General features: G+C 63.2%; 17 protein-coding genes and 1 tRNA gene. 9 read left to right on the top strand and 9 right to left on the bottom strand.

Features of this window, described 5'->3' with window-relative positions:
- Nucleotides 1–13: 13 nt before the first annotated feature.
- Together purD and ACWA1U_RS00470 are read left to right on the top strand one after the other, a co-directional pair.
- Nucleotides 14–1,303, top strand: a complete 1,290-nt coding sequence (gene purD / locus ACWA1U_RS00475) for a phosphoribosylamine--glycine ligase (protein WP_463723388.1) — start codon at nucleotides 14–16, stop codon at nucleotides 1,301–1,303.
- Nucleotides 1,300–2,172: a phosphoribosylaminoimidazolesuccinocarboxamide synthase gene (locus ACWA1U_RS00470; RefSeq protein WP_463723387.1), complete on the top strand. Its 873-nt coding sequence runs from the start codon at nucleotides 1,300–1,302 to the stop codon at nucleotides 2,170–2,172. Before purD ends, ACWA1U_RS00470 begins: the two co-directional genes overlap by 4 nt.
- A gap of 123 nt (nucleotides 2,173–2,295) precedes the next feature.
- On the opposite strand, the gene ACWA1U_RS00465 is transcribed toward ACWA1U_RS00470, so the two are convergent.
- The 5 genes from ACWA1U_RS00465 to ACWA1U_RS00445 form a co-directional block, all read right to left on the bottom strand.
- Nucleotides 2,296–2,372, bottom strand: a tRNA-Pro gene (locus ACWA1U_RS00465).
- 100 nt (nucleotides 2,373–2,472) lie between these two features.
- Complete coding sequence (locus ACWA1U_RS00460; RefSeq protein ID WP_463725092.1) at nucleotides 2,473–4,260, bottom strand: ABC transporter ATP-binding protein; 1,788 nt, start codon at nucleotides 4,258–4,260, stop codon at nucleotides 2,473–2,475.
- 104 nt (nucleotides 4,261–4,364) lie between these two features.
- Nucleotides 4,365–6,191, bottom strand: a complete 1,827-nt coding sequence (locus ACWA1U_RS00455) for an ABC transporter ATP-binding protein (RefSeq protein ID WP_463723386.1) — start codon at nucleotides 6,189–6,191, stop codon at nucleotides 4,365–4,367.
- A 129-nt stretch (nucleotides 6,192–6,320) separates the two neighbouring features.
- Nucleotides 6,321–7,217, bottom strand: a complete 897-nt coding sequence (locus ACWA1U_RS00450) for a metallophosphoesterase (RefSeq protein WP_463725091.1) — start codon at nucleotides 7,215–7,217, stop codon at nucleotides 6,321–6,323.
- Between the two features lie 41 nt (nucleotides 7,218–7,258).
- The gene (locus ACWA1U_RS00445; RefSeq protein WP_463723385.1) at nucleotides 7,259–9,619 is read right to left on the bottom strand and encodes a transglycosylase domain-containing protein; all 2,361 of its coding nucleotides are present in this window, start codon (nucleotides 9,617–9,619) and stop codon (nucleotides 7,259–7,261) included.
- A 37-nt stretch (nucleotides 9,620–9,656) separates the two neighbouring features.
- Between ACWA1U_RS00445 and ACWA1U_RS00440 the strand changes: the two genes are divergently transcribed.
- From ACWA1U_RS00440 to ACWA1U_RS00430, 3 genes are read left to right on the top strand one after another with little or no spacing between them, the layout of a single operon-like run.
- Nucleotides 9,657–9,815 (top strand): DUF4177 domain-containing protein, encoded by a 159-nt coding sequence (locus ACWA1U_RS00440; RefSeq protein ID WP_463723384.1) that lies wholly within the window; start codon nucleotides 9,657–9,659, stop codon nucleotides 9,813–9,815.
- Nucleotides 9,815–10,297, top strand: a complete 483-nt coding sequence (locus tag ACWA1U_RS00435) for a RidA family protein (protein WP_463723383.1) — start codon at nucleotides 9,815–9,817, stop codon at nucleotides 10,295–10,297. The genes ACWA1U_RS00440 and ACWA1U_RS00435 overlap by 1 nt, the downstream gene beginning before the upstream one ends.
- 13 nt (nucleotides 10,298–10,310) lie before the next feature.
- Nucleotides 10,311–11,222 carry an NUDIX hydrolase gene (locus tag ACWA1U_RS00430; RefSeq protein WP_463723382.1) on the top strand — a complete coding sequence of 304 codons (912 nt, stop codon included), beginning with the start codon at nucleotides 10,311–10,313 and terminating at the stop codon, nucleotides 11,220–11,222.
- 65 nt (nucleotides 11,223–11,287) lie between these two features.
- Here ACWA1U_RS00430 and ACWA1U_RS00425 read toward each other — a convergent pair whose 3' ends face one another.
- Nucleotides 11,288–11,965: a Crp/Fnr family transcriptional regulator gene (locus ACWA1U_RS00425; RefSeq protein ID WP_026544229.1), complete on the bottom strand. Its 678-nt coding sequence runs from the start codon at nucleotides 11,963–11,965 to the stop codon at nucleotides 11,288–11,290.
- Between the two features lie 226 nt (nucleotides 11,966–12,191).
- Here ACWA1U_RS00425 and ACWA1U_RS00420 point away from each other — a divergent pair, with 226 nt between their 5' ends.
- From ACWA1U_RS00420 to ACWA1U_RS00405, 4 genes are all read left to right on the top strand, one after another.
- Nucleotides 12,192–13,376 carry a MarP family serine protease gene (locus ACWA1U_RS00420; protein ID WP_463723381.1) on the top strand — a complete coding sequence of 395 codons (1,185 nt, stop codon included), beginning with the start codon at nucleotides 12,192–12,194 and terminating at the stop codon, nucleotides 13,374–13,376.
- Between the two features lie 164 nt (nucleotides 13,377–13,540).
- Nucleotides 13,541–15,235, top strand: coding sequence for an ABC transporter substrate-binding protein (locus tag ACWA1U_RS00415; protein WP_463723380.1), 1,695 nt, complete (start codon nucleotides 13,541–13,543; stop codon nucleotides 15,233–15,235).
- An 80-nt stretch (nucleotides 15,236–15,315) separates the two neighbouring features.
- The gene (locus tag ACWA1U_RS00410) at nucleotides 15,316–16,320 is read left to right on the top strand and encodes an ABC transporter permease (protein WP_463723379.1); all 1,005 of its coding nucleotides are present in this window, start codon (nucleotides 15,316–15,318) and stop codon (nucleotides 16,318–16,320) included.
- The gene (locus tag ACWA1U_RS00405) at nucleotides 16,317–17,261 is read left to right on the top strand and encodes an ABC transporter permease (RefSeq protein WP_463723378.1); all 945 of its coding nucleotides are present in this window, start codon (nucleotides 16,317–16,319) and stop codon (nucleotides 17,259–17,261) included. Before ACWA1U_RS00410 ends, ACWA1U_RS00405 begins: the two co-directional genes overlap by 4 nt.
- Before the next feature lie 168 nt (nucleotides 17,262–17,429).
- On the opposite strand, the gene ACWA1U_RS00400 is transcribed toward ACWA1U_RS00405, so the two are convergent.
- Genes ACWA1U_RS00400 through ACWA1U_RS00390 form a run of 3 tightly spaced genes read right to left on the bottom strand, consistent with a single transcriptional unit; the run spans nucleotide 17,430 to nucleotide 20,983 of the window.
- Nucleotides 17,430–19,163: a dipeptide ABC transporter ATP-binding protein gene (locus ACWA1U_RS00400; protein ID WP_463723377.1), complete on the bottom strand. Its 1,734-nt coding sequence runs from the start codon at nucleotides 19,161–19,163 to the stop codon at nucleotides 17,430–17,432.
- Nucleotides 19,164–19,167: 4 nt separating this feature from the next.
- Entirely contained in the window at nucleotides 19,168–19,644 is a 477-nt protein-coding gene (aroQ, locus tag ACWA1U_RS00395; RefSeq protein WP_463723376.1) for a type II 3-dehydroquinate dehydratase, read from the bottom strand.
- Between the two features lie 31 nt (nucleotides 19,645–19,675).
- Nucleotides 19,676–20,983, bottom strand: coding sequence for an MFS transporter (locus tag ACWA1U_RS00390; protein WP_463723375.1), 1,308 nt, complete (start codon nucleotides 20,981–20,983; stop codon nucleotides 19,676–19,678).
- Nucleotides 20,984–21,026 lie beyond the last annotated feature (43 nt).

Here is a 21,026-nt window from a genome sequence, read left to right as displayed (position 1 = left end):
ACCCTGAACTACTGTGAAGGTTCTTGTGATTGGCCCCGGAGGCCGCGAACACGCCATTGTCCGAGCGCTTCTGGCTGACCCTTTCGTCAGCGAGGTGCACGCCGCCCCCGGGAACGCCGGAATTGCGCAGGTAGTCCCCACGCACAGCATCGACGCGAGTGACCCCGCGATGGTCACTGGGTTGGCTTCCCGGTTGGGCTCGGACCTGGTGATTGTCGGACCGGAAGCTCCGCTGGCTGCCGGCGTTGCCGACGCCCTGATTGAGGCGGGCATCCCGGTCTTCGGTCCCACGAAGGCTGCGGCCCAGCTGGAGGCGTCAAAGGCCTTCGCTAAGCAGATCATGGCCGCAGCATCGGTGCCGACGGCAATGGCAAGGGTAGCCACCGACGACGTCGAGGCCGGGGAAGCACTGGACGCTTTCGGCGCGCCGTACGTGGTGAAGGACGACGGGTTGGCCGCGGGCAAGGGAGTTGTGGTGACTTCGGACCGGGCTGAGGCCCTGGACCACGCCCAAGCATGCTTCGACGCCGGTGGGTCGGTTGTCATTGAGGAGTTCCTCGACGGTCCGGAGGTGTCGTTGTTCGTTCTCTCCGACGGCGTCTCCGTGGTTCCCCTCGCGCCCGCCCAGGATTTCAAGCGAATCTTCGACAACGACGAGGGCCCGAACACCGGCGGCATGGGCGCCTATTCGCCGCTCGAGTGGGTGCCTGCGGGACTGGTCGATGAGGTCATCGACCGCGTGGCCCAGCCCACCATCGACGAAATGGCCCGCCGCGGAACGCCGTTCACCGGCGTGCTCTACTGCGGGCTGGCGCTCACCTCCCGCGGGCTGCGCGTGATCGAGTTCAACGCCCGCTTCGGCGATCCCGAGACGCAGGCAGTGCTTGCCCGCCTCAAGACCCCGCTCGGTGGCGTCCTCCTCGCAGCAGCGAAGGGTGAACTTTCCACCGTCGACAACCTGCACTGGTCCTCCCAGACGGCCGTCGCCGTCGTCCTCGCTTCGGCGAACTACCCGGACACCCCACGCACCGGCGATCCCATCCTCGGCCTGAATGACATCGCGGAACTGGACGGCGTGCACGTGCTGCACGCTGGAACGGCGCTCGCCGGGGACGGTGCCGTAGTTTCCGCCGGTGGGCGGGTGCTCGCCGTCGTCGGGCTCGGGGATGACCTCGCGAACGCGCGGGAGAAAGCGTACGACGGCGTGACGCGCCTGAAGCTTGAAGGCGGCCAGTACCGCACGGACATCGCAGCAAAGGCCGCCCGCGGCGACATCGTTGTTACCGAACCGAGCGGGGCATGAGCATGGTGCAGGAAATTACTGGCTGGCGGCACATCTACTCGGGCAAGGTCCGGGACCTGTACGAGCCATTGACCGGTGAGACTGACCGGGTGCTGGTGGTCGCCAGTGACCGCATCAGCGCGTACGACTACGTGCTTTCCTCCGAGATTCCCGACAAGGGACGGGTGTTGACGCAGCTGAGCCTGTGGTGGTTCGAGCAGCTCTCCGGCATTCCCAACCACGTCCTGTCAGTTGATGTTCCGGCGGAAGTAGCCGGGCGGGCCATGATCTGCCAGCGGCTGGAGATGTATCCGGTTGAGTGCATAGCGCGCGGGTACCTGACCGGTTCCGGGTTGGCCGAGTACCGAGAATCCCGGACGGTGTGCTCGTTGCCGCTTCCCTCGGGGTTGGTTGACGGTTCGCGGCTGGAAACGCCGCTCTTCACGCCGTCGGCCAAGGCTGAGGTGGGGGAGCACGATGAAAACATCACCTACGACGCCGTCGTCATGATGGTGGGCGATGATCTCGCCGCGAAACTGAAGTCGTTGACGCTGGACATCTACTCGCAGGCGGAAGCGATTGCCCGCGACCGCGGAATCATCCTCGCCGATACCAAGGTGGAGTTCGGGATGTCCCCGGCCGGCGAGGTGACGCTCGGCGATGAGGTCCTGACACCCGATTCTTCCCGGTTCTGGGACGCTTCGCTGTACTCGCCGGGCCAGGCGCAGGCGTCCTTCGACAAGCAGTTCGTGCGTGACTGGCTCACGTCCGATGCGTCCGGCTGGGACCGTGAGTCCACGCCGCCTGCGTTGCCGGACGACGTCGTTGAGAAGACCCGCGCGCGGTACATCGAGGCCTACGAGCGGCTGACGGGGCGGACGTTCAGCTAGCCCCACTTCCAACCCCGCTGAGTGTTCAGATAAACCCCTTTACGCAGTCGCATTCGGTAATTATCTGAACACTCAACGGGCATGAAAAGAGGCTGTCCACTTCGCGTGGACAGCCTTTCTTTTTGGTCGGGGTGACAGGATTTGAACCTGCGGCCTCGTCGTCCCGAACGACGCGCGCTACCAAGCTGCGCCACACCCCGATTTACTCTGTTCCACGGCTGAATTCAGGCTCAAACTGCCCGTGAAAGCAACCTCTCAAGGATAACGGAGAATCCAGCCGCAGACGAACTAAACGTGGAACTAGACCAGCGACTCCTGCCAGGCCGCGTGCAGGGTGGCGAACCGCCCATTGCCGCTGATGAGGTCGGTCGGAGTGCCGTCCTCAACCACCACGCCGTCGTGCACAACCAGCACCCTGTCCGCGATCGCCACGGTCGACAGCCGGTGCGCAATGATCAGTGCAGTCCGGTTACCCAGGAGCTTTTGGAGCCCCTGCTGCACGAGGCGCTCGCTCGGGATGTCCAGTGATGACGTCGCCTCGTCCAGGATCAGCACCACCGGATCAGCGAGGAACGCACGGGCGAAGCTGATGAGTTGGCGTTGACCCGAGGACACCCGGCCGCCGCGCTTGTTCACGTCGGTGTCGTATCCATCGGGAAGTGCTTCGATGAACTCGTGTGCACCGACGGCCTTGGCCGCGCCGACAATTTCCTCGCGGCTCGCTTCTGGTTTCCCGAGCGCGATGTTGTCCGCCACGCTCCCGCTGAACAGGAACGCTTCCTGCGTGACCATGACGACGGCGCGGCGGAGGTCCCGTGGGGCAAGTTGCCTTAGGTCAACGCCGTCGAGCGTGATGCTGCCCTCGGATACGTCGTAGAACCGGGCGATCACCTTCGCGAGCGTGGACTTTCCGGCACCGGTCTGGCCAACCAGGGCGATGGTCTGACCTGCCGGGATGGTGAGGTCCATGCGCGGGAGGATGACGGGCCCGTCGCCGTAGCGGAACTCGACGCCGTCGAACTCTATCCGGCCATTCGCATCCTTCAGAGGCACCGGGTTCTTCGGCGGACGTACGGTCGGTACTTCCTCCAGCAGCCCGGACACCTTCTCCAAAGCAGCGGAGGCCGACTGGAATGAGTTGTAGAACATCGCCATCTGATCCACGGGCTGGAAGAAGCGCTTGCTGTAGAGGAGGAGTGCCAGCAGTGCACCAACTTCAAGCGTGCCATCAAGCACCCGGAACCCGCCGAACAGCAGCACAGCCGTAACTGTCACGTTCCCGATCAGCACCAGGCCCGGCTGGAAAACCCCGTTCAGGTTGATGGAGCGGACGGTGACTTTGCGGTAGTCCTCGGCGAGCTCGTCGTACCGGGAAGCGTTGACCTTCTCGCGGCGGAATGCCTTGACGGCGCGGATGCCGGTCATGGTCTCGATGAAGTGGACGATCAACCGTGCCGACACCACGCGGGAGGAGCGGTACGCAATCTGCGAATGCTTCTGGTACCAGCGCGCCAGGAAGGCCATGGGGATTGCCGCGACCAGTATCAGCATGCCGGTGGGCCAATCAAGCACAAAGATGGTGACTGCCGTGAACACCATGTACATGGCCCCGGATGCGAGTGAGCTGACACCCGAGTCGAGCAGTTCGCGCAACGCCTCAAGGTCGGAAGTCTGCCGGGAGATGATCCGTCCGGAGGTGTACTTCTCGTGGAATTCGAGGCTCAACCGTTGGGTATGCCTGAAGACCCGCAAGCGGAGGTCCAGCAGCATCTCCTGGCTGAGCTTTGCTGCAGCGCGAACGTACCCGGAGGTCAGCGTGGCAGCGAGGACAGCGGCGACCAGGTAGGTGGCGCCGGCTGCCCAGAGCATCGCGGGATCGCCGCCCTGCAGCGCGGGCAGGGCATGGTCGATTCCAAAAGCGATGATCGCTGGCCCTGCTACCCGCGCGATCTGGGAGAAAATCACCAGGAAAGCGGTCCAGACGAACTGCTTTCGGTTGGGCCGGATCAGCGAACCGAGGAGGCGGAAGGAGCGCGAGCGCACTGACTTGTTCTGCGCCCGGTTGAGGATGACGTCATCCTCGTTCATTACCCCGGAGGACACCTGCGGGGACTCTTGCGGGGCCTCAGCCGACGACGACGGCCGGGCACCGCGCGCCTTGCGGCCCGATTTCCCAGGCTTGGGTGACGTGCTCACGCGCGTGCCTCCTCGTCGTCGTGCCTTAATTCTTCGAGCTCGGTGTCCAGGTCCACGGGCTCCTCGGTGAGGCTCGCAATCACGTAGCGGTAGTGGTCGCTTCGGGCCAGCAGTTCGGTGTGGGTGCCGACGTCCACGATGCGTCCATGCTCCATGAGGGCAACACGGTCAGCGAGGGCCACGGTCGAGGGACGGTGCGCCACGATCAGCGTCGTGGTGTCGCGCAGGACCTCGCGGAGGCGTTCCTCCACCAATTCCTCGGTGCGGACGTCGAGTGCGGAGAGCGGATCATCGAGGACCAGTACCTTGGGCTTGGCTGCGATGGCGCGTGCAAGCGCCACACGTTGGCGCTGCCCGCCGGAGAGGCTCAGCCCTTCCTCACCGATCAGGGTGTCGACGCCGTTGGGCAACGAGTACACGAAGTGGGCCTGCGCCACGTCGAGTGCCTCCTCGAGGATGGCGCTGGCGTCGTCGTCGTTCTTTGGATCTGCACCCATCAGGATGTTGTCGCGCACGGAGTTGGAGAAAAGTGTGGTGTCTTCGAAGGCGACAGCAACGTGGCTGCGCAGTTCCTCAAGCGTGAACTCCCGCAGGTCCATTCCGTCGATGCGGATGGACCCGCCCGTGACCTCGTAGAGTCGGGGGACCAACTGCAGGAGGGTACTTTTGCCGCAGCCGGTGACGCCGACCAGGGCCATGGTCTCGCCGGCATCGAGCTTGAGGTTGATTCCGTTCAGCACGTCAGTTGAGGTGTCCTCAGCATCCGGGTAGCGGAAGTGGACGCGGTCGAAGGTGACCACGCCGTGAGGTTCAGCGAGGCTCTGCGGCGTGGCTGGATCGGTGATGGTGTCTTCGGTGTCCATCACTTCGTAGTGCCGGTCGATTGCGGTCTTGGCGGTGAACGTCATGGCGAGCAGCGGTCCGATGAACTCAACCCGGGCGGTGACAAGGCCTGCGGTCGCGAAGAACGCCACCAGCCCGCCGATGCTGACATCCCCGTTGACCGCCAGCAGGATTCCCGTGACCAGCGAAGCGCCGAGTGCCAGCTCCGGAAGCAGCGTGACCACCAGCGAGAACCGGGCCAGGCTCTGGGCCTTGTGGATTTCGGTCTGGCGTAGCTCTTCAGCCTGGTCGTTGAAGGAGTCCAGTGCCTCGCGGCTCCGCCCGAAGGCCTTGAGCACGCGGATACCGTGAACCGATTCTTCGACCGTGGTGGCGAGGTCGCCGGCCTGATCCTGGCTCTTGCGCGAGACCTTGCTGTAGGTGGTTCGGAAGCGGAATCCGTAGATCATGACAGGAACGGCGGCGGCCATGAAGATCAGAGCGAGGGGCCAGCTCATGAAGAACATGATGGCCACGCCAACCGTCACAGTGATCGAGTCAACCACGAGCATGATTGCCCCGAACGCCATCCACCGGCGTATCAGGTTGAGGTCGGTCATGGCACGGGAGAGCAGTTGGCCGCTGCCCCACCGGTCGTGGAACGCCACTGCCAGGTTCTGGAGGTGCCGGTAGAAGGACGTGCGCAGGTTGGTCTCCACCGTGGTTGCCGGGGCAATGACGAGGAAGCGGCGCAGCGCCACGAACGCTGCCTCCATGATGCCGAACAGGAGTACGACGCCGGACGCGATCCAGATCGTAGAGGTCGCCTGCCCTTCTGCCAGGGCATCATTCACGAGGACTCGGAATACCTGGGGGATGGCGAGCGCCATCAGGCTGGCACCGAGTGCGGCGAAGAGACCGAGGATCAGGCGGAGAAGAATTGGCTTCAGATGTGGATAGAGGCGGCCGAGGGATTCCCACAGCGTTGTTTGCGTCGGCATGCTCGTCTCTTGGCAGTAGAGGTTATGGGGAAGCCGAGGTTTCGTGTCCCCTAGCAACTATCCTATGCCAGTGGTCACATTCTTCGCGCGACGGCGCCGTCGCTGAGGCGGCTTCTGGGGCAGCCTCGGTCAGCGTGACGTGAGGGTGAGAAGCACTGCTTCAGGACGGCATGCTAACCGCACCGGAGCGAAGCGCGAAGTGCCGATTCCCGCTGAAACGTTGAGTGGAGAAGTGGCGCCGTTGTGCTCCCAAATGGTGAGCCCGCGGGCACGCCAGGTGGGGAGGTCGCAGTTACTGACCAGTGCGCCGTAACCAGGAAGGCAAACCTGGCCACCGTGCGTGTGGCCGGCAAGGATCAGGTCTGCACCGTTGTCGGTGAAGGTGTCCAGGACGCGCTGGTACGGCGCGTGCGCGACGCCGACGCGAAGGTGCGGTGCCTCTGCTGCGGTGCTGCTGCCCGCTGGGAAACCGGCAAACCGGTCCCGTTTCAAATGCGGATCATCGACGCCGCTGAGGTCCATTCGAAGGCCATTGACGGCAACGGACTGCGAGCGGTTGGTGAGGTCAATCCAGCCCGCTGAGCCAAACTGCGCAAACATCTGCTGCCAGGGCAGTTCCTTCGGCGGCTTGTTTGATTCCTTGAACGAAGGGCCCCCGAAGTACTTGAAAGGGTTCTGGATGCGCGGTGCGTAATAGTCATTGGATCCGGGGACGAAGACGCCCGGGAATGCCAGCAACGGCTCAAGTGCTTCCAGCAGCGGTTCGACGGCCTTTGGATGGCTGAGGTTGTCGCCAGTGTTGACCACCAGGTCGGGTTTCAGCTCGGCAAGTCCCTGCAGCCACTTGGTCTTGGCAGCCTGGCGCGGCACCATGTGGATGTCGGAGAGGTGCAGGATCTGGAGCGGCCGGCTTCCAGCTGGGAGGATGGCAAGGCTTTCGCGGCGAAGTCCGAACAAGTTGCGCTCAACCAGGGCTGCGTAACCGAGTGTTGCTGCGCCAGTTGCTGCCGTGAGGCCGAGCGTCATCGCGACGCCCGTGCGGGCGCCTTCTCTAGTGGCTCCCACGATCAGCCGTCGTCTCCGTTGCCGCCACCATTGTCGCCGCCGTTATTACCGCCGCCATTCCCATTGCCGTTGTTTCCACCGTTGTTGTCCGGGGGAGTGGTGGGCAGCGTGCTTCCTCCACCGTTGCTCGGCGGGAGTGGAAGGGTGATGCCGCCGGTGTTTCCCCCGCCGGTATTTCCGCCGTTATTCCCATTGTTGTTCGGGGATCGATCGACCTGCGTTTGGCGGGAAGCGTTGATCATGTTAGACGGCGGATCGACGAAAGGCTTTGGCTGATAAGCACCCGGAATCTGTTGCATGAAGCGCGCCCAAGAGGGAGCAGCAATCAAAGAACCGTCAATCTCCGGATACTCGCGCCCACCAATCTGCATGCCGCCGAGGCCAGTGTTGCCTTCTTTCCAGTTACCGATCCAAGAGGCGGTGGCCAGTGCACTGTTGTAACCGACGAACCACGTCTGTGACCGCTGGTCATTGGTACCGGTCTTGCCAGCCATCGGGATGTCCCCGAACTCAAGCAATTGTCCAGAGCCGCGGTCCATGACGGCCTCCGTGGCGTAATTTACTCCACGAGCGATTTCCTTCGAGATGACTTGCTCGCAGGACTGAGGTGGCACGGGATAAGTATCCCCATTGACAGCCGTAACCTCGACGAGGGCTCGGGGTTCGCACTTGAGGCCCTCAGCCGCGAGGGTGGCGTATGCAGTGGCCATCGACATAGGCGCAACATCACTTGACCCACCGATCACCATCGGTATGTTCAAGTCGACCGGCAACGGCTCTCCTTCGGAGCTCTTTCCGTTGTGCACGCCCATGTCGAAAGCCATATCGCGGATCTTGCAGAGGTCAAGCTGCTCCGCTGTTTCGAAGGTGACGGTGTTGTAGGACTGCGCCAAACCCTCCAAAACAGAGTAGTTCCCGTAGTTGATATCCCCATAGTTCTGCGGCTCGTAGGTGTAATCCGGATCGGCGTCGATGATCTCGTAATGTCCTTGAGGCAAGCAGGTTGCCTCCCACCGGTCGCCGACGGGATACGCCTTCTTGCTGCCATCAACTACTGTGTTCAGAGCCCGGCCGTCTTCCAGCCAGGCGGCCACGGTGAAAGGTTTGAACGTTGAACCAGGCTGGAACCCGCCCAGACCACCGATTGGCTTGTTGGCATCGCCCTCATAGTAGGTATCTACATTGAAATTCTGAACGGAATCTCCGGGAGTCTCGCCCGGCATGTACCGAGTGTTTTGAGCCATAACGAGTATGTCCCCCGCGCCAGGCTTGAGGCTCACCATTGAGTGGCCTACAGAAGGATCGGTGGTTTCCCGATTAGCAGTCTCGTTGATAGCCGTCTGAGCGGCGCCTTGGGCCCTCGCATCGAGGGTCGTCTTGATTGTCAGGCCACCGCGGTACAGCGCGTTCTCGCGGTCCTCCAGCGTCTCGCCATAGGCAGGATCGTTGAGGATCAGGTGCGTGACGTAGTCGCAGAAGTAGGGTGCCTGCTCAGCCCCGACGCACCCGCTCAGTACCGGGGTGATAGCGAGGCCCAGATCGGTGGCGACTGCGGCGTCGTACTCTTCCTGCGTGATCCGCCCGGTATCGAGCATCCGGGACATCACCAGGTTCCGGCGCTCGAGGGCTAGCTCGGGGTTCGCCTCGGGGCTGTACAGCGAGGGACCGTTGACCACCGCTGCGAGGAGCGCCGACTGCTGGATGTTGAGGTCCTTGGCTTCGACGTTGAAGAAGTACCGGGAAGCGGCCTGCACGCCAAAGGTGTTGCCAGTAAACGGAACAATGTTGAGGTAACCCGCGAGGATCTCGTCTTTGCTAAGTTCCTTCTCCACTGCGATGGCCAGCTTGGCTTCCCTCAGCTTGTCACCCATGGTCTTCTGCGTCCGAAGATCAACCTCGCCACCGTCGATCAGAACATTGTTCACGTACTGCTGCGTGATCGTTGAAGCACCACGTGTGCTGGTGCTGCTCAGGTTGCTGAGCGCCGCGCTGATGATTCCCTGCAGGTCAACGCCGCCGTGATCATAGAACTCATCATCCTCGATCGCCAGCAGCGCGTCGGTCATGTTTTCCGAGACCTGATCCAGGGTGATCGGCTGCCTGTTCTCCTCATAGAGGGTGGCAATCTTGGACCCGTCAGCCGCGACAATGGTGGACGGCAAAGCGAGCGCCCCGCGCTCCAGCTCCGCCGGAAGATCCTCGAAGAACTGGATGGAGGCGGTAGCGCCGGTGCCGGCAGCAGCCGCTATGGGCACCAAAAGGCCAGCAGCAAGCACCCCGCTAAGTCCACTGATTCCTAGAAATGCAATGATCTTCCCCAGAGTGGTTGCCGTGTCAAAGAGAGGAGATTTACGAGCAGCCATGTACTCCAGTTTACAAGCACGCGCTAACCTGTGAACCATGACCAAATGGGAGTACTCGACAATTCCGCTCATCATCCACGCCACCAAGCAGATTCTTGACCAATGGGGCGAGGACGGCTGGGAGCTGGTGCAGGTAGTCCCGGGCCCGGACGGCAAGGGTCTGGTCGCGTACCTCAAACGGGAGAAGAACGCGTAATGACCAGCACAGATGAAGCGGTGTCAGCAGTAGAAAGCCGGCTGCAAGACCTCGGAATCACGCTCCCCGAGGTCGCACCTCCAGTAGCCGCATATGTGCCCGCAGTGGTGTCCGGCAACTACGTCTACACCTCAGGCCAGTTGCCCTTTATTCAAGGTGAACTCCCAGCTACGGGCAAAGTGGGCAGCGAGGTCAGCGCGGAGAAGGCAGCGGAGTACGCGGCCATTTGCGCGGTAAACGCCCTGGCCGCAGTAAAGTCGCAGATCGGCGACCTCGACCGCATCAGCAGGATCGTGAAGGTTGTCGGATTCGTGGCTTCCGAGCCCTCATTCACCGGTCAACCCGCGGTCATCAACGGCGCCTCCGAGTTGCTTGGCAAGGTACTCGGCGAAGCCGGTGCCCACGCCCGTTCCGCCGTCGGCGTTGCAGTACTACCATTGAATGCGCCCGTTGAAGTCGAAATAATTGCTGAGTTTGTCTAGTAGGTCTAGTTTCGTGAACCGATCCAGCACCAGGCTCTTTCCTGTACCGGAAGAGCAACAGGGCGCCGCTCGCAGTTGGATAGACCACGGCGAGCGCACCCCCATGAAGCCACGTCCGGCGTCGTCGGTCGTGCTGATTCGCGACGCCGCAGTAGGCACAGAGGTCTACCTCTCCTACCGCCGCGGGGAATCGCCGCTCGGCGTGGTTGCCTTTCCAGGCGGGAGTGTGGAGCAGCAGGACGAGGACCCCATTGCCTGGTACGGCCCGTCACCCGCCCAATGGGCGCTGGCGCTCGCTACCGATGACCACGAAACGGCGCGCCGGTTCGTTACCGCCGCGATACGCGAACTCTTCGAAGAGACCGGAGTGCTGCTCGCCGGCCCCGATGCTTCAAGCCTCATCGAGGGAACGCGGCACCCCGACTGGATGAAAGCGCGCGAAGCAATGGCGGCAGGGGACAAAACCTTCGCCGAGATCCTCACCAAGCGTGGCTTGGGCCTGCGCACAGACCTCATCAAACCGCTGTCAGCGTGGCTCAGCCCGGACTTTGCGCATCGCCGGTTCGACACCCGGTATTTCGCCGCAGCCCAACCCGTGAACCAGGAGCCCTCCCTTCTCGAAAGCAAGGGTGTCTGGGGCAGCTGGCGCTGGTCGGCAGAAGAAATTAACCAGCGCGGGACCACCAGGCTCGGCGACGAAGTGTCACAGCCCAACACAACCGGCCGCACCCTGGATGAGCTGACCGTCCCGGCGGTCGAACTCATCCTCGAGAAAATCGGCTCTTCCCGCGGGTGCATCGCGTATCTCTCCCACAAACGGCCCATGAAGGTGTTCTCACCGAGGCTCGTGGAAGTGGATGCTGAGCCGCGCATCGAGGTCGAGTGCTCCACCGCGACCGAAGGCTCAGAGCAGCGCGGCCGCTAGTACCGCAAGCCGACGGCGGGCGGCCACCGAGGTGACCACCCGCCGTCGTGCGCTTCCCGCAGAAGTCAGCGGCTGCGCTGACGCAGGCGCTGGATGTCGAGAATGACGACGGCACGCGCCTCGAGTCGCAGCCAGCCGCGCTGGACGAACTCGGCGAGCGCCTTGTTGACCGTCTCGCGCGAAGCTCCAACCAGCTGGGCGAGCTCTTCCTGCGTGAGCTCGTGTGCAACAAGGATGCCGTCGGTAGCTGGGCGTCCGAAGCGGTCGGCCAGGTCCAGCAGCGCCTTGGCAACGCGGCCCGGAACGTCGGAAAACACCAGGTCAGCCAGCGATTCGTTGGTGCGGCGGAGGCGCCGGGCAAGCGCCTGGAGCAGCTGTGCGGAGACTTCCGGGCGGGTTTCGAGCAGCGCACGCAGGTTCTCGTTCTTCAGGCCTGCGAGGCGTGTCTCGGAAACAGCCGTGGCCGTAGCGGTGCGGGGGCTGGGATCGAAGAGAGCCATCTCACCGAAGAGTTCGCCTGGGCCGAGAATGGCCAGAAGGTTCTCGCGGCCGTCCTGCGCAGTGCGCCCGAGCTTGATTTTGCCGGAGACGATGAAGTAGAGCTGATCCCCCTGGTCCCCCTCCCTGAAGACCGAAGCGCCGCGCGAAAGGTCAACTTCCGTCAACTCATCGGTGAGGGCAGCAAACACCTCGTCGCCCAGCGAAGCGAAAAGGGGCGCCCGGCGCAGTACCTCGATATCCATGAAAGCTCCTATAACGTGATGCAAAACCAACTGTTTTATCTATTCCCATCTTGCCGTACACAAACGCGATGTGACACCTGATACACGCATGTTCGCCGAAGGGATAGGAGATGGGTTCGCCCTCCAAGCGTCGGCGGCCACCACTTCTCCGCGAATTGTCAGCCGCGGAACGTAGAATCGTTGGGACAGTAGGGGAAGTGCGGGGCTTCTTCGGAAGTGGAGAAAAGTGTTCGGCTTTACCCTCCTGGACATCATTCTGGTCCTGGTGCTCGTCGGGTACCTCGTGGCTGGGCTGCGCAACGGCTTTTTTGTGACCCTCGGAGGCATCATCGGTTTCGGCGCCGGCGCAGTGGCTGCGTTCTTCGCCATTCCCCTCGTCAGCAGTTGGGTTACGGAGGACAGCTGGCGTCTTGCCGCCGTCATCGCTACGGCCCTCCTGCTGGTGGTCATCGGGCAAGCCCTCGGCTCAGCCCTGGGCAGGGCAATCAGTGGCCGCTCGGAATCCGGTCCGGTCCGGTTTATTGACCGCCTGCTCGGCGGATTCACCAACGTGGTCGTGGCGGCGCTGGTGCTCGCTATGCTGGCCTTCAGCATCAGCACCATGGGCGTTCCCTTCCTGTCGCAATCCATAGCGTCGTCCCGCCTGATCACCGGAATAGACACCCTGACGCCGTCACCCGTGCGGTCCTGGATGGCGCAGATCCGTTCCATCGCGGTCGCGGATGGCATTCCTACCCTGCTTGAGGAGATCGCTCCGGCTACGCCCGCTCCCATCCCGGACGAATCCGTGAATACACCGGAGCTTGCAGCGGCGTCCCAGTCGGTTCTTCGCATCGCTGGCACTGCGTTCCAGTGCGGGCAGAACCAGACCGGCTCCGGCTTCGTCATCGCTGACGGCAAGGTGGTTACCAACGCCCACGTTGTCGCCGGAGTGAACCAGCCCGTCGTGGAGTTCCCAGGCGGAGGTGCACTGCCCGGCCGGGTGGTTTACCTCGACCCGGTGAGGGACATCGCTGTGCTCGCGGTGGACGGTCTGGACCGGGCGCCGCTCCCGCTCGGAAGTGCCCTCGAGAACGGGGAGACCGCTGCGTTCGCCGGGTATCCCGCGGGCGGGCCATTCCAGATCCAGCCTGCCAGTGTGCAGAACCGCTCGGACGTTCTGGTGGAGAACATCTACGGTGCAGACCCAACGCCCGTGAACGTCTTCACCCTCGCGGCGAACGTGCAACAGGGCAACTCCGGCGGTCCATTGCTCGACATGCAGGGGCGCGTTGCCGGCGTCATCTTCGCCAAGTCCACAGCCGATCTCCCGGTGGGATATGCGCTCACGCTCGAAGAACTGCGTCCCGTCGTCGAACGCGTCGCGGGCCTGACGGAGACGGTATCGGCAGGCCAGTGTACGCAGCGCTGATTTCGGTTAGCCGGGTGTAACCAAATCGTGACCGGTTGCTGACTGAAAATACTGCACAGAGCACTCCTGAGAGTTAGGCTCGTCACACAAAGGCACCACGGCTCGCCGTGCGCCGTCGGGCACAATGACGTGTCTGCCAGGTAACAGATCATCAGGAGCAATCAATGTTCACAAGCAAATCGGAGCGCCGGTCGCGTCCCACAAGGACACGCGCCGCCGCCATCACTGCTGGTGCCGCCATCAGCGCACTGTTGCTCAGCGGCTGCGTCCAGAGCCAACGCGAGGACGACGGCGGCACTGGCGCAAGCGAGGAAGTGGATTCCACTTTCGTCTTCGCAGCGTCATCGGACCCCGCATCGCTTGACCCGGCGTTCGCCAGCGACGGCGAATCCTTCCGCGTGAGCCGCCAGATCTTCGAGGGCCTCGTGGGCGTCGAAGCCGGTACCGCAGACCCCGCGCCGCTTCTCGCAGAATCATGGGAGACCTCCGAAGACGGCCTCTCCTACACCTTCGCGCTGAAGGAAGGTGTCACCTTCCACGACGGCACCGAATTCAACGCCGAAGCCGTGTGCTTCAACTTTGACCGCTGGTACAACTTCACCGGCCTCGCTCAGGCGCCATCGGTTTCCTACTACTACAACAACCTCTTCCGTGGCTTCGCGGATTCAGCGGACGCCGCTGTCTACGAGTCCTGCGAGGTGAACGGCGACCTTGAGGCGACGGTCACGCTGGCAAAGCCGTTCGCAGGCTTCATTCCGGCACTGTCGCTGCCCGCGTTCGCCATGCAGAGCCCCACGGCGCTCGAGGAATTCAACGCCGACGACATCGGCGGGTCCGCCGAAGCGCCCCAGCTCAGTGAGTACGCACAGGGCAACCCCGTGGGCACCGGTCCGTTCAAGTTTGATTCGTGGAACGTCGGCGAAGACCTGACAATCTCCGCCTACCCGGAGTACTGGGGAGACCAGGGAGACGTCCAGCAGGTCATCTTCCGGATCATTGATGACCCGCAGGCGCGCACCCAGGCACTGCAGGCAGGAACCATCGACGGCTTCGACCTCGTCTCGCCGGCCGACATTCCGGTTCTCGAAGGCGACGATTTCAAGATCATCCCCCGCGATCCGTTCACCATCCTCTACCTCGGCATCAACCACAAGGTTGAGGAACTCAGCGATCCGCTGGTACGCGAGGCCATCCACCACGCTATCGACAAGCAGGCCCTGATCGACCAGACGCTGCCAGAGGGTACCCAGCTGGCAACGCAGTTCATCCCCGAGGTAGTGGACGGCTATAACACGGACGTCACCACCTATGAGTATGATCCCGAGCGTGCTCGCGAGCTTCTCACCGAAGCTGGCTACCCGGATGGCTTCGAGGTTCAGTTCAACTACCCGACCGACGTGTCACGGCCCTACATGCCTACCCCTGAGCAGGTCTTCACCAACCTGAGCGCACAGCTCGGAGAAGTTGGCATCACGGTCACCCCGGCACCCGACGTCTGGACCCCGGACTACCTTGACCGCATCCAGGGAACCGAGAACCACGGCATCCACCTCCTGGGCTGGACCGGCGACTACAACGACACCGACAACTTCATCGGCGTCTTCTTCGGACAGGAGAAGCCGGAGTTCGGCTTCAACAACACCGAGTTGTTCGACGCCCTCAGCGAAGCCCGCGGCATGACCGATCGCGAAGAGCAGACCGCCCTTTACGAGGAGATCAACGAGCAAATCGCCGAGTTCAACCCGGCTATCCCGCTGGCGCACCCAGCGCCGTCGTTGGCCTTCGCCCAGCGGGTAGATTCCTACCCAGCGAGCCCGGTCAACGACGAGGTATTCAACTTGATCGAACTCAGCGAGTAGAAGCCATTGGCGGAGGGACCAGCCACCTTAGGTCCCTCCGCTTTTGTCTGCCTTGCTGTCATTCGTGTTGAGAGGACACTGTGCTTCGCGTTATCGGTAAACGACTCGCCCTCCTGATTCCCACCCTTTTTGGGCTCTCGGTCCTGTTATTCCTGTGGGTCCGCAGCCTGCCCGGCGGCCCCGCCACTGCGCTGCTCGGCGAACGCGCCACCCCCGAGGCGGTAGCCCGCGTCAATGAGCTGTACGGCTTCGACCAGCCTCTGCTGCTGCAGTACTTCACTTACATGGGGAAGCTGCTGCAGGGAGACTTTGGCACATCGATCATGACCGGACGGCCCGTGCTCGCTGAGTTCGCGACCCGCTTCCCGGCCACCCTCGAGCTCAGCGTCATCGCGTTGATCTTCGCCATTGGAGTCGGGGTGCCGCTCGGTTACCTGGCTGCCCGCCACTACGGCCGGGTGCTGGACCACGGCTCGGTGGTCCTCAGCCTGATCGGGATAACCATCCCGGTGTTCTTCCTGGCTTTCATCCTGAAGTACCTCTTCGCGATCCAGTGGCCCATCCTGCCGCCCGACGGAAGACAGGACCCAAGGATCAACGCCACCCATGTCACTGACTTTTACGTGCTGGATGGCTTCCTCACCGGCGAGTACGACGCCGCATGGGACGCGTTCCTCCACCTGATCCTTCCGGGACTCGCGCTCGGCACCATCCCGCTGGCAATCATTGTGCGCATCACCCGCGCGTCGGTGCTCGAAGTGCAGAACGCCGACTATGTGCGCACAGCCCGTGCCAAGGGGCTCATGGAAAGGACCATCCGAAGCCGGTTCATCATGCGCAACGCCATGCTTCCCGTGGTCACGACCATCGGCCTGCAGACGGGCCTGCTGATCTCCGGTGCGGTTCTGACGGAAACTGTGTTCGCGTTCAGCGGCATTGGGCGCTTCCTGCGCGACGCGATTTTCGAACTCGATTATCCAGTGCTGCAGGGGTTCATCATTTTCATCGCGATTCTGTATGCGCTGATCAACCTGATTGTTGACGTGTCCTACACAATCATCGACCCGAGGGTGCGTGTGCAATGAGCAATGTTTTGCCTCCCGCTGCGGGCGGATCAACCTCGCCAACCGCCGAGCCGGCTCTTGCGGACGGCGGTGGCACCGGCCTCTGGAAGGACGCGTTCCGCAGGCTCCGGCGCAATCCACAGGCCATCACTGGCGCGGTCATTATCGGCTTGTTCCTGCTCGTTGCGGCCCTGGCCCCGTTTCTCGCGCCTTATGGCGGTGAGGCCCTGCCAGGCCGTACGGAAATCACTCCAACGAACATTCCCGGCCCGGGCGAGATCGAAGCGTATCCGCTGGGCCTGGACCGTTTCGGCGGAGACGTTTTCAGCAAGCTGATCTGGGGCGCGCAGGCCTCCCTGCTGATCGGTGTGATTTCGACGGCCCTGGGCTTGATGGGCGGCATGCTGCTGGGTCTCCTGGCCGGCGGACTGGGCGGTTGGGTGGACAGCGTGATCATGCGCTTCGTGGACATCCTGCTTTCTGTCCCGAACCTGCTGCTCGCGGTCAGTATCGCTGCGATCCTTGGACAGGGCCCGTACGCGGTGATGATCGCCATCGGCGCTTCGCAGGTCCCGATCTTCGCTCGATTGCTGCGTTCATCGATGCTCTCCCAGCGCGGTTCCGACTATATCCTGGCGGCGCAGACGCTCGGTCTGAGCAAGCGGACTATCACCATGAGCCACCTGCTACCGAACAGCGTTGGTCCGGTCATCGTGCAGGCCACTTTGTCGCTGGCAACCGCGGTGATCGATGCTGCTGCGCTGTCCTTCCTGGGACTCGGCGGTGGGCTCCCGCAGACCGCCGAATGGGGCCGCATGCTGACCTCCGCTCAGGCTGAACTGGCGTCGTCGCCGTACCTGGCGTTCCTACCGGGCGCCTGTATCGCGATCACGGCGCTTGGGTTCACCCTGCTGGGCGAGTCCCTCCGCGAGGCGCTTGATCCGAAGACGCGCCAGAAGTAACCAGCACAGTTTGTATTCGGCGTTGAGTGCGCAGATAACAGTGCTTTGGCGCGATCAGAAGGCGATTATCTGAACACTCACGGAGCTTGAAAAGTACGACGACGGCCGGTTACCTTCTCAGCGAAGGTGACCGGCCGTCGTCGTACCGTGGCTTCCCTGCGGGAAGTCTCAGGCGATGTTCAGTTCGTTGCCCGGGATGGACGCCAGGAGCGTGCGCGTGTACGGGTGGCGCGGGTTCTGGAAGACTTCCTCGGAGGTCGCGGCCTCCACCAGCTCGCCGTCCTTCATGACGCACACGTAGTCGGAGATGAGGCGCACCACGGCGAGGTCGTGGGAGATAAACAGGTAGCTCAGGCCCAGCTCTGACTGGAGGTCGCCGAGCAGCTTGAGGATTTGCGCCTGTACCAGCACGTCGAGGGCGGAAACGGGCTCGTCGCACACGATCAGTTCGGGCTTGAGCGCCAGTGCGCGGGCGATCGCCACACGCTGCCGCTGACCGCCTGAAAGCTCTGAGGGGTACCTGCGCAACGCATTGTGGGGGAGGGACACCTGGTCCATCAGTTCCCGCACGCGGGCGGCACGTTCCTTCTTTGAACCGCGTTTGTAGGCGTTGAGTGGTTCTTCGACGATGCGCTCGATGGTGAACATCGGGTTCAGCGAGGAGTAAGGATCCTGGAAAACCGGCTGCACGCGTTGGCGGAAATCGTCGAGCTGTGACTTGTTCAGCGTCGCAACGTCCATGCCGTCAAAGGTCATGGAGCCCGACGTCGGTTCGATCAGTTTCAGCAGCATGCGCGCCGTGGTGGTTTTGCCGGACCCTGACTCGCCCACGATAGCGACAGTCTGGCCGCGCGGAATGTCCAGCGTGACGTTCTTTGCAGCGTAGAAATCCTCGGAGGAGCCCCGGCGCTTGTAGATCTTGGTCAAATCGCGGATCTCCACGATGTTGTCGGTCGACTTAGCCTCTGCGGCGGAATCAGGTTCGGCCTGGTGCTCTTTGAAGGCAGCCTGCGCGAGGCTGGCGCGCTTCGCGGCGTCCTCGTGATAGGCGCCCGGGCGGAGCCGGACGGCGGCGACGCTTGGTGCCGCGCGGACCAGGGACTGGGTGTACGGGTGCTGGGGATCATTGAGGAGCTGTGCGGCGGGGCCGGTCTCGACCACCCGCCCGCGGTGCATCACCACCAGCTCCGAAGCGCGTTCGGCAGCAAGCCCGAGGTCGTGGGTGATCAGCAGCACGGAGGTTCCCAGCTGCTCGGTCATGGTGTCGATCTGGTCCAGGATGGTGCGCTGCACCGTCACGTCGAGGGCGCTGGTGGGCTCGTCGGCGATGAGCAGGCGAGGCCGGCACGCGAGCCCGATGGCGATGAGCGCCCGCTGCCGCATGCCGCCCGAGAATTCGTGGGGGTACTGCTTGGCGCGTTCACCGGCGTCGGGCAGTCCGGCAGCGGAGAGCACTTCGATCACGCGCTCCTTGACGTTCTTTTTGTCCGCGAGGCCGTGCACCAGGAGCGTCTCGGCCACCTGGGTGCCGATCTTCGCCACGGGGTTGAGGTTGGACATCGGGTCCTGGGGGACAAGGCCGATGGCTCGGCCCCGGATGGTGCGCATTGCCGATTCCGGCAGCGGCACCAGGTCCCGGCCCTCGAACATGATGCTGCCGTTGGTAATCCGGCCATTGTTGGGCAGCAAACCGATGCAGGCCATTGCCGTGGTCGATTTGCCTGACCCCGACTCGCCTACGATCGCCAGTGTTTTCCCCCGGTGGAGGGTGAAACTGGCATCCTCAACTGCCGACACTTCGCCATAGGTGGTGCGAAAGCTGACAGCGAGGTTCTTCACTTCGAGCATGGGTGCGTTCTCTGCGTCACCGACAGCATTGTCGATGGAGGTGATTTCCGTCATAGCCCTATCGTCCCTCATAAGTGGGGTGCAGCTGGCCATCCGACGTCAGTTTTCGGACCAGATGGTCAATGGCCAGCCGGTAACCGTCCACCCCCGCGCCAACGATGACGGCGTCGACCACGGCGGAGAGGTAGGAGTGGTGCCGGAACTCCTCGCGCTGATGGACATTGCTGATGTGCACCTCGACCGCGGGCAGGCCAACGCCAGCGAGAGCATCACGGAGCGCTACCGACGTGTGGGTGTAGGCGCCCGCGTTGATCACGATGCCGTCAGCAGTCTTCACAGCGGCCTGGATTGCGTCCACCAGCTCACCCTCATGGTTCGACTGAACGCAGGTCGCGGCCCAGCCGTGCGCGCCCGCAGCCGATGCACACAGCTCCTCGACGTCGTCGAGCGTTTGTGAACCGTAGATCCCGGGCTCGCGCGAGCCAAGCAGGTTCAGGTTTGGGCCGTTGAGGATCAGCAGGGTGGTGGTCGCCATGGCTTAACTATGCCGTACAGGGACGGCCTCCTTAGGAACGGCTGGGCACCCGGCGTCGTGCCCTTACGGCAGCCGCGGCGCCCGCAACTGTCACCAGGCTCATCAGCGCGAGTACGACGCCGGGATGCCACCACGCGCCGTCTGTCGCCGTGCCGAACGCCTGCGTGATCGACGGCGCGAACCCGGCGACGATCGCCGCGATGCTGTACGAGAAGGACAGTGCGGTGAAGCTGGTGCTCGGTTCGAACAGGTCCGCCATGAGTCCCCCGAGGGCGGCCCAGCTTGCCGTCGGCAGGATTCCGCCCAAGAGGATCGCCGTGATGTACAGCGGGGCATCGGCGATGCTGATCACCCAGTACAGCGGGAAGGCGATCAACGCCGTACCCAGCGCACCGCCCAGCACCACCTTCGCCGAACCGATACGCATCGCCAGCCAGCCGAACGCCGGGATGGTAACAAGCTGCAGTAGTGAGCCCACCAGCGCGGCATTGAGCACCGTGGCCTGCGACAAGCCCAGCCGCTCGGTCCCGTAGGCCTGGGTGTAGGAGACCATGAGGAAGTAGGAACCGATCCCCAGTACCGCTGAAGCGGTAGCGATGACGACGGCGGCACGCTGGCCCCGCAGAACCTCAAGGAGGGGGATGCGAACCTTCCGGGCGGTGCGGAAGACCGGTGTTTCGTCAATGGCCAGGCGCAGGTAGAGCGCGACGGCAAGGAACGGGAACGCGAGCAGGAACGGAATGCGCCAGCCCCAGGACGTCATGATCTCCGGGGGCACCAGCTGGGTAAGGGCGAGGAAGACGGCGGAGATGAGGAGCGTCCCGACCGGGGACCCGATCTGCGGAATGGCTGCATAAAGTGCGCGCCGGCGTGGGCCGGCGTGCTCGGTCGCGATGAGGATGGAGCCGCCCCACTCACCTCCGAGGGAGAGCCCCTGCAGGAGCCGCAGCACGGTGAGGATGATGGGTGCCCAGACGCCGATCACGGAGTAGTCAGGCAGGAGACCCACTGATCCGGTAGCCAGTCCCATGAGCAGGATGGTCCAGATAAGGGTCCTCTTGCGGCCGATCCGGTCGCCGAGATGCCCAAAGAGGATCGCGCCCAGTGGACGGGCAACGAACCCCATCGCGAAGACCAGGAACGCTGAGAGGGTGCCGGCGAGCGGGTCCTGGGAGGTAAAGAACACCTCGTTGAACACGAGTGCGGCAGCTGTGCCGAACACGTAGAAGTCGTACGACTCAAGCGCCGTACCGACGAAGGACGCTGCCGCCGTCTTGCGGGCCATTCCGGGGCGTACGGCCGGCGCTGCCAGGGTTGGGGAGGATGTTGAGGAGGACACGTTTCAGAATTGTCCTCGTACCGGACCGCCCGCTGCCATGAAA

Source organism: Arthrobacter sp. TRD_SC_6 (assembly GCF_055361185.1).
Note: the sequence above shows the minus strand (reverse complement) of the source record. Positions and strands in the feature narration are given on the sequence as shown.

What these genes read in the sequence shown, in the direction of transcription:
- ACWA1U_RS00470 (WP_463723387.1), top strand. Translation starts at nt 1,300, where the DNA reads ATGAGCATGGTGCAGGAAATTACTGGCTGGCGGCACATCTACTCGGGC.
- ACWA1U_RS00460 (WP_463725092.1), bottom strand. Translation starts at nt 4,260, where the DNA reads ATGAACGAGGATGACGTCATCCTCAACCGGGCGCAGAACAAGTCAGTG.
- ACWA1U_RS00455 (WP_463723386.1), bottom strand. Translation starts at nt 6,191, where the DNA reads ATGCCGACGCAAACAACGCTGTGGGAATCCCTCGGCCGCCTCTATCCA.
- ACWA1U_RS00450 (WP_463725091.1), bottom strand. Translation starts at nt 7,217, where the DNA reads ATGACGCTCGGCCTCACGGCAGCAACTGGCGCAGCAACACTCGGTTAC.
- ACWA1U_RS00445 (WP_463723385.1), bottom strand. Translation starts at nt 9,619, where the DNA reads ATGGCTGCTCGTAAATCTCCTCTCTTTGACACGGCAACCACTCTGGGG.
- ACWA1U_RS00440 (WP_463723384.1), top strand. Translation starts at nt 9,657, where the DNA reads ATGACCAAATGGGAGTACTCGACAATTCCGCTCATCATCCACGCCACC.
- ACWA1U_RS00435 (WP_463723383.1), top strand. Translation starts at nt 9,815, where the DNA reads ATGACCAGCACAGATGAAGCGGTGTCAGCAGTAGAAAGCCGGCTGCAA.
- ACWA1U_RS00425 (WP_026544229.1), bottom strand. Translation starts at nt 11,965, where the DNA reads ATGGATATCGAGGTACTGCGCCGGGCGCCCCTTTTCGCTTCGCTGGGC.
- ACWA1U_RS00415 (WP_463723380.1), top strand. Translation starts at nt 13,541, where the DNA reads ATGTTCACAAGCAAATCGGAGCGCCGGTCGCGTCCCACAAGGACACGC.
- ACWA1U_RS00405 (WP_463723378.1), top strand. Translation starts at nt 16,317, where the DNA reads ATGAGCAATGTTTTGCCTCCCGCTGCGGGCGGATCAACCTCGCCAACC.
- ACWA1U_RS00400 (WP_463723377.1), bottom strand. Translation starts at nt 19,163, where the DNA reads ATGACGGAAATCACCTCCATCGACAATGCTGTCGGTGACGCAGAGAAC.
- aroQ (WP_463723376.1), bottom strand. Translation starts at nt 19,644, where the DNA reads ATGGCGACCACCACCCTGCTGATCCTCAACGGCCCAAACCTGAACCTG.